This window comes from Actinomadura scrupuli, assembly GCF_050971785.1.
GTDB lineage: Bacteria > Actinomycetota > Actinomycetes > Streptosporangiales > Streptosporangiaceae > Actinomadura_E > Actinomadura_E scrupuli.
The window spans coordinates 481319-495331 of sequence record NZ_JBPCCU010000005.1; the positions used below are offsets into that span (position 1 = coordinate 481319).

A 14013-nucleotide genomic window follows, 5' to 3' on the forward strand; every position below is an offset into this window, starting at 1 on the left:
GGTCGTCCGCCCCGGCGAGAGGCCATGGCCTGCGCGGCGTAGCGGGCCCGGTCAGCGCGGGGGCGCGAGCAGTACGTCGACGATCTCGCGAAGCGGGCCGATCAGATCGTCGGATGTCGCGTCGCGCAGGGGCTGCAGGCCGACGGCGGACCGTACGACGGCGACGCCGACGCCCAGCGCGACCAGGAGTTCCGCCCTCAGCAGGCGTTCGTCGTCGTCCTGCCCTTGCCGCGGGCCCGAGGCCTCGAGCACCTGCCGGCTGAAGTCCTGCAGGGCCTGCCGGCGCAGGCCGTCCACCCGCTCGTCGCCGGAGACGCGCAACAGCATCAGCACCGGGTGCTCGCCGAACTCCGGCCAGGCGCCGGCCGACAGCTGGTGGCTGAGGGCCTCGGCGAGCGCGGCCGGGTCCCGGGGGAACTCGCCCGCACCCCCCGGGAAGCGGGGTGTGGACGCCAGCGCCGCCTTGAACAGGCCCTCCTTCGAGTCGAAGTACCGCTTGATGAGCGCGAGGTTGACCCCGACGTCCGCGGCGACGTCCCGGAGCGTCGTGCGGTCGTAGCCAAGGCGGATGAACCGGGTGCGCGCGGCCTCCAGGAGCGCCTGACGGGTCGCCACCGCGTCCCGCCGCCGGCGCCCCCCGGCAGGCTCTCCGGGGGTACGCGGATCTGCGGCGTCGTCCGGAGACCCGCCGGTCTTCCTCGTCGCCACCGGCGACCTCCCCCGTACGTCGTCCCGCATGAGACTCCGGCATGCCGCCGCGGCACGGGCTCTGCGGCGGGCCATCAAGTAATCATTCGTTGACATACCCCGGAGACACGGTTACGTTACCAAGTAATCAACTGATGACTTACTCCCGTGTTACGGAAGGGTGACGGTGGCCGAGCAGGCTCTCCTCGTCATGGACGTCCAGCGTGTCGTCGTCGACCGCTATCCCGATCCCGCCTACCTGCCGCGCCTGCGCGAGGCGATCGGCGCCGCCCGGGCGGGCGGCGTTCCCGTGATCTATGTGGTCGTCGGGTTCCGGCCCGGATACCCGGAGATCAGCACCCGCAACAAGATGTTCGGTGGTCTCGCGCGCACCACGGGAGCGCTCGGCGGCGAGCAGGCCACCCATGTCCATCCGGACGTGGCACCCGAGCCCGGCGACGTCGTCGTCACCAAGCGACGCGTCAGCGCCTTCGCGGGCAGCGACCTCGACATGGTCCTGCGGGCCGGCGACATCGATCACCTCGTCCTCACCGGCATCGCCACCAGCGGCGTCGTGCTGTCCACCCTGCGCCAGGCGGCCGACCTGGACTTCGGCCTCACCGTCCTGGCCGACGGATGCCTCGACGCCGACCCGGAGGTGCATCGGGTGCTCACGGAAAAGGTGTTCCCCCAGCAGGCGGACGTCACCACCGTGGCCGACTGGGCGGCGGCGCGCTGACGGCCTGGACGCGCCCGCCGTGGCCGCGGCGGACCGGCCATGAGGTCCAGCGCGACTCCAGGCTCCGGTGAGTCCTTCGAGTCCGCGAGTGCCTTGATCATGTCCGCAGCCGGGACCATACGACCTTGCCGCCGGAGGGCAGTGGGTGCACACCGCAGGCGGCGGACAGGGACTTGACGATGGTCAGGCCCCAGCCCCCGTTGCGGTCCCAGTGCTCCTCGCTGAGATCCAGGTCGCCGGGCTCGAGTTCGACGACCGGCGGAGGATCGTGGGGGATCTCCGGGCTGGGGTCGGCGACTCCGATCACCACTCCGGAGGCGTCCCGGCTGCACCGGACGCCGATGCACTCGCCGGGAGGGGTGACGGCCACGGCGTTGGCCACCAGTTCGGACAGGATCAGGTGAGCGTCATACCTGGCGGCCTCACCCACACCCCAGGTGATCAGCCGTTGTTCGACCAGGCTCCAGGCCAGTCCGGCCGCGGCCGGCGATGCCGACATCGGCATCCGTAGCTCATCCGCCCCCGTCGTGACGCACATCGCGTATCACCCCTGTCACGTTCCGTATTCGTGGGACAAGGGTGAATGCCGTGAGTTAGCTTGTCGCTGTTCCCTGGAACATCTGGAAGAACGTGGAATGGTGGAGGCCGGTGAAGAACGCTAGACCGTCACCGGACCCGAAGTCGTCCATGTGGGCGTGGATGGCTTATGAGCTGCGCTTTTGCCGAGTCCAGCGCGCTCTCTCGGGGCAGGACTTAGCCAAGATCTTGAACTGTGCCAGGTCTTCTGTTTCCAGGCTGGAAACCGGAGAGGCAAAGCTCGACGAGAAACAAGCGGTCGTGCTCGACAAGGCATGGGATACCGGCGGCCGCTTCTCTCTGATGCTTTGGTATGCCCGCCTGGGGCATCACCCGGACTGGCTCAAGCAATACCTGGACATCGAGGCCACCGCCTCCGTGATCAAGATCTACGAGGCCATCGTGGTACCCGGTCTTCTCCAGCTACCGGAGTACGCACACGCTCTATTGGCATCGGGTGGTGTCCCCGACGTGGACGCGGCGGTGGAGCGACGTATGGCGAGACAGGCGATTCTCGACCAGGATCCTGCTCCCTTGTTGTGGATCCTGCTGAGCGAAGGTGTGCTCGACTGGCCGATCGGCGGACAAGAGGTCATGCGAAGGCAACTCGCCCGGCTTCTGGAGGCCGCGGAAATGCCCAACATCGGGATCCGGGTCGTGCCCAGGTCCGCAGGCGCTCACGCCGGCGCGGACGGCAGTTTTATGATCATGACCGGTGAATACGGTGACATCGCTTACACGGAATCTCCCGGCGGGGGGAGGTTGGTGCCATCCGCCGTGGAGGTACGGTCCTACCAGACAAGGTACGACCGCATCGGGCAGCACGCGTTGCCTGAAAGGGCGTCACGGGACCTGATCAAGCAATTCATGGAGGCCATGAGATGAGCAGCCCGGTATGGCGTAAGTCCACCCGTAGCGGTGCACAGGAGGGGGCTTGTGTCGAGGTCGCCGGGCTTTCCGGGGTCGTCGGCGTACGGGACAGTAAGAATCCGGGCGGGCCGGAGCTGGCCTTTCCTCCCGCTGCCTGGCACGCCTTCCTGGACGGGGTCAGGGCCGGTCGTCACGACTTGACCTGACATGGAGGCGATGTAATGAGCCGTCCGGTATGGAGGAGAAGCAGTCGTAGTACCACGCAGGGTGGCGAATGTGTCGAGGTCGCCGGGCTTTCCGGGGTCGTCGGCGTACGGGACAGCAAGAACCCTGGTGGGCCGGAGCTGACCTTTCCTGCCGCCGCCTGGCACGCCTTCACCGACCGGATCAGGAGCGGCCATCACGACCTGGCCTGACGCCGCTGCCGGAGCCCACGGTCACGGCGGCCCGCCCCGGCTCAGCAGGGTGGTCAGGGTGGGGGAGAACTCGGCGTGGAAGACCAGTGACGCGGCGCCGATGGAGGCGGCGTCGGTGCCGATCGGGGACAGCTCGACCGCGGTGGTGTGCAGGCGCCGGGCGATCGGCCGGCGCTCCAGAGCCCGCCTGATCGCGTCGCGGTACAGCTCTCCGACGCCGTCCGTGCCGTGCCCGCCGAGGACGATCAGGTCGATGTCGAGCAGGTTGACCACGGTGACCATGAGGCCGGCGAGGTGCCCCGCGACGGCCTCGATCACCGCCGCGGCGACCGGGTCACCGGCCAGCGCCGCCGTGCAGACGTCCTGGTGATCCAGCGTCGCGGGGTCGAGTGCGCTCGGTGCGCCGGCCGCCAACGCGGCCTTGGCGGCGGCCACGATCGCCGCGGGATTGCACAGTGTCTCGGCGCAGCCGCGGTTGCCGCAGTAGCAGTGCGGGCCGTCCGGCGCCACGCTCACATGGCCGAGCTCGGCGGCGTTGGCCGAACTCCCGCGGAAGACCTGGTGGCCCAGGAACAGCCCCCCGCCGATCCCGGTGCCCAGGTAGAGGTAGGCGAAGTTCGCGACCGCCCGGGCGATGCCCGCCCAGCGTTCGCCGATGGCGGCGGCCGTCGCGTCGTTGTCGACCGTCACCACGAGGCCGGTGGCCTCCTCCAGCAGCGGCTTGATCGGCACCTCGCGCCAGCGCGACAGCTGCGGGGGTGAGACCACGGTGCCGCGTTCCTGGTCGATGGGTCCCGGCACGCCGAGCCCGATGCCCAGCACCTTGCCGTGGGGCACGCCCGCCTCGGTGAGCAGCGCGCGCACGGTCCGGGCCATCTCGCGGATCACCTCGGCCGGCTCGGCGTCCGCGGGCACGGGCCGCCGCAGCGTGATGACCGGGCGCCCGGCCAGGTCGGCGACCACGTACGACAGCCGGGTCGGGTCGAAGTGGATGCCGACCGCGTACCCGGCCTCGGCGTTGATCCGCAGGATGGTGCGCGGTTTGCCGCCCGTCGACGCCGTGGCCCCGTCCTCCCTGACCAGGCCCTCGTCGAGCAGCCGCCGTACGATCCCGGAGACCGTCTGCGGGGTCAGCCCGGCGCGTTCGGCGATCTCCACCCGGCTGGTCCCGTCGGAGAGCTGGATCGCGTCGAGGACGACCGCGCGGTTGTAACTGCCCACCTTCGGCAGGTTCGTACCCCTCTGCACGCCGCTTCCCGCGCCCTTCGATTCGATCGCGGTCTCAGTGGACCGTTGACTTAGTAAAACAATTGGATTTACCTTCATTCAACGACATCCGCCTTACCAGGCCGGCAGGGGGTCCGCTTGAGCACCACTCCGCCACTGCTCGCGGCGTACGACATCGTCAAGCGATACGGCCACGTCGAGGCGCTGCGCGGAGCGGGCTTCACCGTCGACGCCGGTGAGGTGGTCGCGTTGATCGGCGACAACGGAGCCGGCAAGAGCACGCTGACCAAGGTGCTCTCCGGGGCGATCCGCCCCGACGGCGGGCACGTCGAGCTGGCCGGGGAGCGCATCGAGCTGCACAGCCCCCTGGACGCCCAGCGGTACGGGATCGAGACCGTCTACCAGGACCTCGCGCTCGCGTACGACCTGGACGCGGCGGCCAACCTGCACCTGGGCCGGGAGGTCTTCCGGGCGGGGCCGCTCCGCTGGCTCGGCGTCCTCGACAAGCCGGCGATGCGGCAGCGCGCCGAAGCGGCCTTCCGCGATCTGAAGATCAGCTTGCCGGACGTGTCCGTACCGGTCGGCACGCTCTCCGGCGGCCAGCGCCAGTGCGTCGCGGTGGCCCGCGCGGTCGCCTTCGCCACCAAGGTCGTGTTCATGGACGAGCCGACCGCCGCGCTCGGCGTGGTGCAGCGCGGCCAGGTGCTGGACCTCATCCGGCGGATCCGCGACCAGGGCGTCGCGGTCGTGCTGATCAGCCACAACATGCCCGAGGTGCTGGCCGTCGCGGACCGGGTCGAGGTGCTGCGCCTCGGCCGGCGGGTGGCCAGGCTGACCACGGACACGACCTCGATCGAGGAGCTCGTCTCCGCGATGACCGGTGGCCTGAACACCGAGGAGGGGGCATGAACGCCGGAACCGAGGACCGCGTCACCGACGGCGGCGCGGCCGGGCCGGTGCCCGCCGCGGCGGGCCGGGGCGGGCTCGTCCGGCGGCTCGCGCGCACCAACACCCTGTGGACCTTCGGGGTGCTGTTCGGCCTGTCGGTGTTCTTCGCGGTCATGCGCCCGGGCGCGTTCGCCACCGCGTTCAACATCCGCAGCGTGTTCGGCAACTCCGCGGTGCCGATGGTGCTGGCGGTCGGCATGACGTACGTGATCATCACGGCCGGGATCGACCTGTCGGTCGGCTCGGTCCTGGTCTTCTCCGGGGTCGTCGGCGCCAAGGTGATGATCTGGGGAGGCGACGGCTGGGGCGTCATCGCGCTGGCCACGGTGGCGGCCATGGCGGCCGGGACCGGCTGGGGCGTGGTCAACGGCGTGCTGGTGACCAAGGGCCGGATCCCGCCCCTGATCGCCACCCTCGGCACCTTCGGCATGGCCCTCGGCCTGGCCCAGGTGATCACCAACGGCAACGACGTCAACGCGCCCACCCGGCTGTCCGACGACGTCGGGAACAGGCTGCTGCTGGGCCAGATACCCGTGCTGGTGCTGATCGCCGGGGCGGTGGCCCTGCTGTTCGGCCTGCTGCTGTCGGCCACCCGGTTCGGACGGCACACGTACGCGATCGGTTCCAACGCCGAGGCCGCGCGCCGGGTGGGCATCAAGGTCGACCGGCACGTCATCAAGGTCTACGCGCTGTCCGGCCTGCTCGCCGGCCTCGCGGGCATGCTCAACCTGGCGAAGTTCGGCACGACCACCATCGGCAGCCACACCGACGACAACCTGTCGGCGATCGCGGGAGCGGTGTTGGGCGGCACCAGCCTCTTCGGCGGCTCCGGCTCGATCGTCGGCACCGTCATCGGGGTCCTCATCCCCGCCGTGGTCAACGACGGTCTGATCATCCTCGGCGTGCAGCAGTTCTGGCTGTTCGTCGCCGTCGGCGCGGTCCTCATCGTGGCGGTCTTCTTCGACCAGCTGCGCCGCAGGGTCCGGGACCAGCCGTGATCCGGCGGGCGGCCCGCGCTGAGGTGCCGCCAGGCACCCCCAGCCCCGTGCACGACCTTTCCCCCGAAGGAGGACACGTGAAGCGGTACGTCTTCAGCGCCGTCGCGCTCGTGCTCGCAGCCGGCGCGGTGGCCGGCTGCGGTGACAGCGGTGACGGCGGCAGCGGCGGCAGCGCCGGTGGCGGCGGTCAGAAGAAGATCACCCTGATCCAGGGGGTGGCCAACGAGCCCTTCTACATCTCGATGTACTGCGGTGCCAAGCAGGAGGCCGCCGCCCAGGGGGTCCAGCTGGAGGTCACCGCGCCGCAGAAGTGGGACACCGCGATGCAGACCGCGGTCGTCACCGCGGTGACCGCGAAGCGGCCGAACGCGGTCCTGATCGCGCCCGTGGACAAGGAGGCGATGCGGGCCCCGGTCAAGGGCCTGGCCGACGCCGGCAGCAAGGTGATCTTCGTGGACACCGAGCTGTCCGACCCCTCACTGGGCCTGTCCCGGATCTCGTCGGACAACAAGCTCGGCGGGCAGCTCGGCGCGAAGGCGCTGGCCAAGCAGGTCGGCGACACCGGGAAGGTGATGGTGCTCTCTCCCAAGAAGGGCATCGCGACCACCGACGACCGGGTGCAGGGCTTCACCGACGAGATCACCGCGAACCATCCGAAGATCAAGGTGGTGTCGGTGCAGTACCCCGGTGACGACGCCGCCGCGGCGCAGAGCGTGGTGACCGCCACCCTGGCGGCCAACCCGGACCTGGCCGGGATCTTCGCCGCCAACCTGGTCACCGGCCAGGGCGCGGCCGCCGCGGTCAAGGCGGGCGGCAAGACCGGCACGGTCAAGCTGGTCGAGTTCGACGCGAGCCAGACCCAGGTCGACGCGCTGCGGGCCGGCCAGGTGCAGGCGCTGATCAGCCAGGAGCCCCTCGACATCGGCAGGCAGGGCGTACAGCAGGCGGTCGCCGCGCTGACCGGCAAGACCGTGCAGACGTCGATCAAGACGCAGCTGCTGGAGGTCAACAAGCAGAACGTCGACGACCCCCAGGTGGCCAAGTACCTCTACAAGTCCAGCTGCTGACTGGTGTTCATCCGGAGCCGCGGTGCGGGGGCACCGTGGCTCCGGCGTAGGTCAGGCGTGCTGGATCACGGTGTCCCCGGCGGTCGATCGGCACTCCTGCCGCGGTGAACACCCCGGGAATGCGGTACGAGGTCGCCGCCGTACCGCCGGCGCCCTGGCCGAGGCCGGCGTCGAGGTGGCCACGGGACGGCCGGCCGAGCGTGGCCGGCCGTTCAGCCGGTGTGGGACCCGCCGTCGACGAAGCGGGCCAGCAGGCTGTTGAGCGTCGCCTGTTCCCGCGGGGTCAGGCAGTCCAGTAGCCGGTCGTTGACCTCACGGGCGACCCTCTGGGTGGCTGCCAGGGTCTCCCGGCCGGCCTCGGTGAGCACGACGGCGTGCGCGCGCCGGTCGCCCTCCGCGGGGCCGCGCACCACCAGGCCGCGCGTTTCCAGATCGTCGATCATCCGCACCATCGACGACTTGTCGCTGCCGATCCTGTCGATGAGCTGGCGCTGAGTATGGGTTCCGCCCATGCCGAGGCTCAGCATCACCCCGTAGTGCCGGCTCTCGATGCCGTACGGGCGGAGCGCCTCGCTGAAGGACTTGGCCGCGCGCATGTGGGCGAGCCGCAGGAGGAGGCCGAGGGGGCGCTCATCGGCGTCCGGGCGCCCGGTGTCTGGAGTCACGGCTCTAGTGTAGATTGGCCAGAGATAGTTCCAACTGAGACTGTTTCTTACGAGAAATTGCCTCTAGAAACCAAAGGCGGGATCATGGATGGTCCACACCCCCGGCGCTGGACGCTGTGGCTCTTCCGGGGGACGGTCACCCTGGAGGCCGTCCTGGCCATCACCCAGGCGGCCCTGGCGGGAGGCTTCCTCTCCGGCCACTACGCCATGCTCGACATGCACGCCCTCGGGGCCAGCGCGACCGGCGTCACGGCGGTCGTGCAGACCCTCGCGGCCGTGCTGCTGTGGCGGCCCGGCGGCGGGCCCGGCTGGCCGGCGCTGGCCTCCGGCGCGCTCTTCGCCGCGGAGGCGGCACAGATCGTCCTGGGCTACGCCAGGGTGCTCGTCGTCCATGTCCCCCTCGGCGTCACGATCATCGGATGCGCCGTCCTGCTGCCGGTCTGGGCCTGGCGCACCGCTCCCGCGAGCAGACCCCCGGCGCCGGCGCGTACGCGGCGGCCGCGGGTGGAGCAGCCGTCGTGACCCGGCGGATCAGCAGGCGCGGATTCCTGGGCGCCGGTGCGGCGGTCGCCGGGGCCGCCGGGGTGGCCGCGGCCGTGGGCGGCGGACGGCTGCTGACGCCGGGGGAGCCGGGCCTGCTGCTGCCCAGCGGACGTCCGCTGCCCGGGGCGTACGAGGTGGCGCTCCCGATCCCGCCGGTGCTCCGCCCCACCCGGACCGATGCCACCACCGACTACTACGACATCACCCAGCGGGAGGCCCGGCTGTCGCTGCTGCCCGATGCGCGGACCACGCTGTGGACCTACGACGGCGGCTTCCCCGGGCCGACGCTGGTCTCCCGCTCCGGCCGCCGCACCGTGGTCCGGCACCGCAACGAACTGCCCAGGCCGGTGGTGGTCCATCTGCACGGCGGGCACACCCCGCACGACAGCGACGGCTATCCCGGCGACGAGATCCTGCCGGTGGGGGCCCACGGCTCCGGGGGCATGACGGGGATGGCCGGCATGCCGGGGATGGCCGCGATGCCGGGTGAGCCGGCGCACGGTACCCGGACCTACACCTATCCGCTCGACCAGCGCGCCGCCACCCTCTGGTACCACGACCACCGGATGGGCTTCACCGGGCTGAGCGTCTGGCGCGGGCTGGCCGGTTTCCACCTGGTCCACGATGCCGAGGAGGAGGCGCTGCCGCTGCCCAAGGGCGCCCGGGACCTGCCACTGATGATCACCGACCGGTCCTTCGCCGCGGACGGCTCGTTGCGCTACCCTCTGCTCGACACCGGGATGGACAGACCCGGCGTCACCGCGCCGTACATGAACGGGGTGCTGGGCGACGTCATCCTCGTCAACGGCGCCCCGTGGCCGTTCCAGAACGTGGAACGGCTGCGCTACCGGCTCCGGCTGCTCAACGCCTCCAACGCCCGCCGCTACCGGCTGGCGCTGGACCCGCCGCCGCCCGGCGGCAGGGGCCTGGTCCAGATCGGCGGCGACGGCGGTCTGCTGGCCGCGCCCCTGGCGCACGACTCCCTCGACATCGCGCCGGCCGAGCGGTTCGACGTCGTCGTCGACTTCTCCCGCTATCGGCCCGGCACCCGGGTCCGGCTGGTCAACCGGCTCGGGTCCGGCCGTGCCGCCGAGGTGATGCGCTTCGACGTCTCCGGTACGGCCCGTGCGCCGGCCGAGGACGCCACCGTCCCGGCCAGGCTGTCCACCGTGGTCCCGCTGGACCCGCGGCGGGCGGCGGTCACCCGTACCTTCCTGTTCCAGAAGCGGGGCGGTGGGTGGACGATCAACGGCCAGGAGTACGACCCGGCCCGCCCGCTGGCCCGCTCCCGGCTGGGGGACATCGAGATCTGGCGGTTCGTCACCGACTTCCACCATCCGATCCACCTTCACCTGGCGCATTTCCAGGTGCTGGCACGCAACGGCGCGGCCCCCGGCGCGTACGACCACGGCTGGAAGGACACCCTCGACCTGCGGGCGGCCGAGTCCGCGGAGATCGTCACTCGCTTCACCGACTACCCGGGCCGGTTCGTCTTCCACTGCCACAACCTCGAACACGAGGACATGGCGATGATGGCGGACTTCATCACGGTTTGAGTGGCGCTGCCCGGCCCGCGCAGGGGTGGCCAAGTACCTCTACAGGTCCACCTGCTGACGCCTGCGCGCCGGGTGGCCCAGAGCCGGGCGGCGGCACGGCTCCGGACCGCCCGATCGCCGGTGGCGTGCACGCAGGGTGTGCTGGACGGTGCCGGGGCGCGGGCGCGGCCGTCCGAGCGGCCCGCGTCTCCCGGACGTCTCCGCGGGGGAGCCTTGACCCTGACACGGTGGCAGGCCATAGACCAGGGGACATCATGTTCAGTATCGGAGATTTCGCCAGGCACGGCCGGGTGTCGGTGCGCATGCTGCGGCACTACGACGCGGTCGGGCTGCTGCGGCCGGCGCACGTGGACCCGGTGACCGGCTACCGCTCGTACGAGGCCCCGCAACTGTCGCGGCTGAACCGCGTCCTCGCACTGAAGGATCTGGGATTCACGCTCCAGCAGGTGCGGTCCATCCTCGACGACCAGGTGAGCGCCGAGGAGCTGCGCGGCATGCTGCGGCTGCGCCGGGCCGAGTTGCAGGCACAGATCACCGCCGACGGCGCCCGGCTGGCGCAGGTCGAGGCGAGACTCCGGATCATCGAGAGAGAGGGCGCCATGCCGACCGACGACGTACAGATCAAGAGCATCCCGCCGGTCCGGGTCGCGGAGCTCACCGCCACCGCCGCGAGCTTCGAACCCCAGTCGATCAGCCCGGTCATCGAGCCGCTGTACTGCGAGCTGTCCACCCGGCTCGAGCGCGCCGGGCTGACCCCGTCGGGCCCGGCGATCGCCTACTACGAGGACTCCCCGGACGGCGAGGGGATCCTCGTCCACGCGGCGCTCCCGGTCGACGCCGATCCTGGTGGCGACCACGACGTGACGATCGTGGACCTGCCCGGCATCGAGCAGGCGGCCACGATCGTGCACCGCGGCTCCATGGACGAGGTCATGACGACCATCCAGACCCTGGCCCGCTGGATCGACGCCCACGGCTACCGCTCCGCCGGTTACAACCGCGAGCTTTCGGTCGTGTGGAACGAGGACCCCGCCGCCTGGGTGACGGAACTCCAGGAGCCCGTCACCGCCGGGTGACCCCCGCCCCCGCGGAGTCCCGCCCCGTCCACGCGGGACACCGCGGGGGCACCCCGTCCCTCCCGGCCGGCCGCCTGGATGACCTGATCACGTCCTCAACCGGGCCCAGACGACCTTGCCGCCGGAGGGCAGCGGGCGTACTCCGCAACCGGCGGACAGGGACTTGACGCCCTGACCTTTCCTCCGGCCGCCTGGCGCGCCTTCACCGACCGGGTCAGGAGGGGCGGCCACGACCTGAGCTGACGCCGCCGGTGCGCTCCGCTCCGGCCGTGGGCGGTGCCTGGGACGTGGGTGTCTCGGGTGTCAGGGGACCGGCGTGGCGCCCGGGCGCCACCGGTAGCCGAACTCCGGCCGGCCCGGGCCGCCGTACCGGGGGTGCCGGGACGCGAGGTCCTGGTCGGCGAGGTGCTCCAGGTAGCGGCGGGCCGTGATCCGCGAGATGCCCAGCGCCGCGCCGATCTCGGACGCGGATCGTAGCTCCGGCGCCTCCCGCAGGGCCTCCACGACCGCCACCAGCGTGTCCGCGCTCAGGCCCTTGGGCAGCGCGGCGCTGCCCGGCCCGCGGAGGGCGGCGAACGCCTGGTCGACGTCGTGCTGGGCCACGGTGGTCGACGGTGACATCACGTGCGTGCGGTACCGCGCGTACCTTTCGAGCTTGTCGCGGAAGGTGGCGAAGGTGAACGGCTTGAGCAGGTACTGCACGACCCCCAAGGAGACGGCGGCGCGCACGGTGTCCAGCCGCCGGGCAGAGGTGACGGCCATGACGTCGGTGCTGTGGCCCCTGGCCCGGATGGCCCGGCAGACGTCCAGGCCGTCCATGTCCGGCAGGTAGAAGTCGAGCAGGACCAGGTCGACCGGGTGGCGATCGAGAAACCTCAGGGCCTCGCCGCCGGCGTGCACCACCGCGACGACGGTGAAACCGCTGACGCGCTCGGTGTAGGCCCGATGGACCTCGGCGAGGATGGGGTCGTCCTCGACGACGAGCGTACGGATCACCGGTCCTCCACCGCGCCGGTGCCCGGCAGGTGCACGGTGAAGACGGCCCCCTCGTCTCGGGTGACCTCGACGGTGCCGCCGTTCCGGGTGACCGCCTGGTGGACCAGGGCGAGCCCGAGCCCCCGGGTCTTGGTGCCGGTGCTGTCCTTGGTGGACCAGCCGCGGGTGAAGGCGTCCGCGACCAGGCCGGGATCCAGGCCGGTGCCGGAGTCGCGAACACGCACCATCGTGCCCTGCTCGTCGGCCCGGACGGTCACCGACACCCGCCGCGGCGGCGGCGCGTCGAGGGCCGCCTCGATGGCGTTGTCGACCAGGTTGCCCACCAGGGTGACGAGGTCGCGGGAGTCGACGCCGGCCCGGACGACCTCGGTGTCCTCGGTGACGAGGAACTCGACCCCGCGCTCGTTCGCCTCCGCGGCCTTGCCGAGGAGCAGGGCCGCGAGCACCGGCTCGGCGATCGCCGACAGCAGCCGGTCGGTCAGCTCCTGCGCCGCCGCCAGCTCCGCGGTCGCGAAGGTGACGGCCTCCTCGGGCCGGTCCAGCTCGATCAGGCTGACGACCGTGTGCAGCCGGTTGGCCGCCTCGTGCGCCTGGGCGCGGAGGGCCTCGGCGAACCCCCGGACGGAGTCGAGCTCCCCGGACAGGGCCTTCAGCTCGGTGTGGTCGCGCAGGGTGGTGACCGTGCCGAGGGGCCTGCCCTCGCGCAGCGCGGGTGCCTGGTTGATCACGATGGTCCGGTCGTCGGTGAGGTGGATCTCGTCGACCGCGTTGCGGCCCGATGCCACCAGCTCGCGCAGCGACTCCGGCAGCGGCAGGTCGGTGGCGGGGCGGCCCTCGTCGTCGGGGTCCAGTCCCAGCAGCCGGATCGCCTCGTCGTTGGCCAGCAGCAGCCGCCGGTCCCGGCCGAACACCAGCAGCCCCTCCCGGACGGCGTGCAGCACCGCGTCATGGTGCTCGTACATCCGGGTGATCTCCGATGGGCCCAGGCCCAGGGTCTGGCGGCGCAGTCGGCGGCTCACCAGCAGCGCGCCCAGCGCCGCGAGGCCGAACCCGAGCGCGATGACGCCGGCGAGCGCGGGAACGCGGTCCAGGATCTGCCCGCTGATCTTCGCCCGGGTGATCCCCACGGCCACCAGCCCCTCCACCCGCGTGTCGGCGCCGTAGACCGGCACCACCGCGCGGACGGAGGGCCCGAGGGTGCCGGTGTAGGTCTCGGTGAAGGCCCGGCCGCGCAGCGCGGGCTCGACGTGGCCGAGGAACACGCCGCCGATCCGCCCGGGTACGGGATGGGAGTAGCGCACCCCGTTCCGGTTCATGATCACGACGAAGTCGACGCCGGTCGCGTGCCGTACGGACTCCGCCAGCGGCTGCAGCCGGCGCGCCGGGTCGGGCTCGCGGAAGGCGGCCTCGATGTCCGGGGACCGCGCGAGGGTCTGCGAGATGTCGAGGACCCGCCGCCGTGCGCCGCTCTCGTTGTCGCCCCGGGCGTGCAGATAGGTCAGCACGCCACCGCCGATCAGAACGAAGGCGACGACGCTGACCTGGAGCAGGAAGAGCTGGGTGGCCAGGCTCAGCCGGGCCGGAGGTGAGGACACCCGCCCAGTGTCGCCGAGGTGGGCGTTCCGACCAAGCGAATGGCATTTGTCCGG

Annotated in this window: 16 protein-coding genes; 10 read left to right on the forward strand and 6 right to left on the reverse strand. The window is 71.4% G+C overall.

Going from position 1 to position 14013, the window contains the following annotated elements; translation table 11 throughout:
• Positions 1-51 precede the first annotated feature (51 nt).
• Entirely contained in the window at positions 52-708 is a 657-nt protein-coding gene (locus ACRYCC_RS24760; protein WP_433815794.1) for a TetR/AcrR family transcriptional regulator, read from the reverse strand.
• 166 nt (positions 709-874) lie between these two features.
• Between ACRYCC_RS24760 and ACRYCC_RS24765 the strand changes: the two genes are divergently transcribed.
• Positions 875-1426: a cysteine hydrolase family protein gene (locus ACRYCC_RS24765; RefSeq protein ID WP_433815796.1), complete on the forward strand. Its 552-nt coding sequence runs from the start codon at positions 875-877 to the stop codon at positions 1424-1426.
• Positions 1427-1523: 97 nt separating this feature from the next.
• Here ACRYCC_RS24765 and ACRYCC_RS24770 read toward each other — a convergent pair whose 3' ends face one another.
• Entirely contained in the window at positions 1524-1931 is a 408-nt protein-coding gene (locus ACRYCC_RS24770; protein WP_433815798.1) for an ATP-binding protein, read from the reverse strand.
• A 194-nt stretch (positions 1932-2125) separates the two neighbouring features.
• On the opposite strand from ACRYCC_RS24770, the gene ACRYCC_RS24775 reads away from it, so the two are divergent.
• Genes ACRYCC_RS24775 through ACRYCC_RS24785 form a run of 3 tightly spaced genes read left to right on the forward strand, consistent with a single transcriptional unit; the run spans position 2126 to position 3288 of the window.
• The gene (locus ACRYCC_RS24775) at positions 2126-2887 is read left to right on the forward strand and encodes a helix-turn-helix domain-containing protein (protein ID WP_433815800.1); all 762 of its coding nucleotides are present in this window, start codon (positions 2126-2128) and stop codon (positions 2885-2887) included.
• Positions 2884-3078: a DUF397 domain-containing protein gene (locus ACRYCC_RS24780; protein ID WP_433815802.1), complete on the forward strand. Its 195-nt coding sequence runs from the start codon at positions 2884-2886 to the stop codon at positions 3076-3078. Before ACRYCC_RS24775 ends, ACRYCC_RS24780 begins: the two co-directional genes overlap by 4 nt.
• Before the next feature lie 15 nt (positions 3079-3093).
• The gene (locus ACRYCC_RS24785; protein WP_433815803.1) at positions 3094-3288 is read left to right on the forward strand and encodes a DUF397 domain-containing protein; all 195 of its coding nucleotides are present in this window, start codon (positions 3094-3096) and stop codon (positions 3286-3288) included.
• A 21-nt stretch (positions 3289-3309) separates the two neighbouring features.
• Here ACRYCC_RS24785 and ACRYCC_RS24790 read toward each other — a convergent pair whose 3' ends face one another.
• Entirely contained in the window at positions 3310-4536 is a 1227-nt protein-coding gene (locus ACRYCC_RS24790) for an ROK family protein (protein ID WP_433815805.1), read from the reverse strand.
• A gap of 117 nt (positions 4537-4653) precedes the next feature.
• On the opposite strand from ACRYCC_RS24790, the gene ACRYCC_RS24795 reads away from it, so the two are divergent.
• From ACRYCC_RS24795 to ACRYCC_RS24805, 3 genes are all read left to right on the forward strand, one after another.
• The gene (locus tag ACRYCC_RS24795; protein ID WP_433815807.1) at positions 4654-5424 is read left to right on the forward strand and encodes an ATP-binding cassette domain-containing protein; all 771 of its coding nucleotides are present in this window, start codon (positions 4654-4656) and stop codon (positions 5422-5424) included.
• The gene (locus tag ACRYCC_RS24800; protein WP_433815809.1) at positions 5421-6461 is read left to right on the forward strand and encodes an ABC transporter permease; all 1041 of its coding nucleotides are present in this window, start codon (positions 5421-5423) and stop codon (positions 6459-6461) included. Before ACRYCC_RS24795 ends, ACRYCC_RS24800 begins: the two co-directional genes overlap by 4 nt.
• Positions 6462-6538: 77 nt before the next feature.
• Positions 6539-7528, forward strand: coding sequence for an ABC transporter substrate-binding protein (locus tag ACRYCC_RS24805; protein WP_433815810.1), 990 nt, complete (start codon positions 6539-6541; stop codon positions 7526-7528).
• 212 nt (positions 7529-7740) lie between these two features.
• On the opposite strand, the gene ACRYCC_RS24810 is transcribed toward ACRYCC_RS24805, so the two are convergent.
• The gene (locus ACRYCC_RS24810) at positions 7741-8193 is read right to left on the reverse strand and encodes a MarR family winged helix-turn-helix transcriptional regulator (protein WP_433815812.1); all 453 of its coding nucleotides are present in this window, start codon (positions 8191-8193) and stop codon (positions 7741-7743) included.
• An 84-nt stretch (positions 8194-8277) separates the two neighbouring features.
• Between ACRYCC_RS24810 and ACRYCC_RS24815 the strand changes: the two genes are divergently transcribed.
• The 3 genes from ACRYCC_RS24815 to ACRYCC_RS24825 all read left to right on the forward strand — a co-directional run bounded on the left by ACRYCC_RS24815 (position 8278) and on the right by ACRYCC_RS24825 (position 11368).
• Positions 8278-8715: a hypothetical protein gene (locus tag ACRYCC_RS24815; RefSeq protein WP_433815814.1), complete on the forward strand. Its 438-nt coding sequence runs from the start codon at positions 8278-8280 to the stop codon at positions 8713-8715.
• On the forward strand, positions 8613-10292 hold the full coding sequence (locus ACRYCC_RS24820; protein ID WP_433815816.1) for a multicopper oxidase family protein: 1680 nt from the start codon (positions 8613-8615) through the stop codon (positions 10290-10292). The genes ACRYCC_RS24815 and ACRYCC_RS24820 overlap by 103 nt, the downstream gene beginning before the upstream one ends.
• A gap of 254 nt (positions 10293-10546) precedes the next feature.
• Positions 10547-11368: a MerR family transcriptional regulator gene (locus ACRYCC_RS24825; RefSeq protein WP_433815818.1), complete on the forward strand. Its 822-nt coding sequence runs from the start codon at positions 10547-10549 to the stop codon at positions 11366-11368.
• 303 nt (positions 11369-11671) lie between these two features.
• On the opposite strand, the gene ACRYCC_RS24830 is transcribed toward ACRYCC_RS24825, so the two are convergent.
• A complete protein-coding gene (locus ACRYCC_RS24830; RefSeq protein WP_433815820.1) occupies positions 11672-12364 on the reverse strand; it encodes a response regulator in 693 nt (230 codons plus the stop codon).
• The gene (locus ACRYCC_RS24835) at positions 12361-13959 is read right to left on the reverse strand and encodes a sensor histidine kinase (RefSeq protein WP_433815822.1); all 1599 of its coding nucleotides are present in this window, start codon (positions 13957-13959) and stop codon (positions 12361-12363) included. Before ACRYCC_RS24835 ends, ACRYCC_RS24830 begins: the two co-directional genes overlap by 4 nt.
• Between the last annotated feature and the right edge of the window lie 54 nt (positions 13960-14013).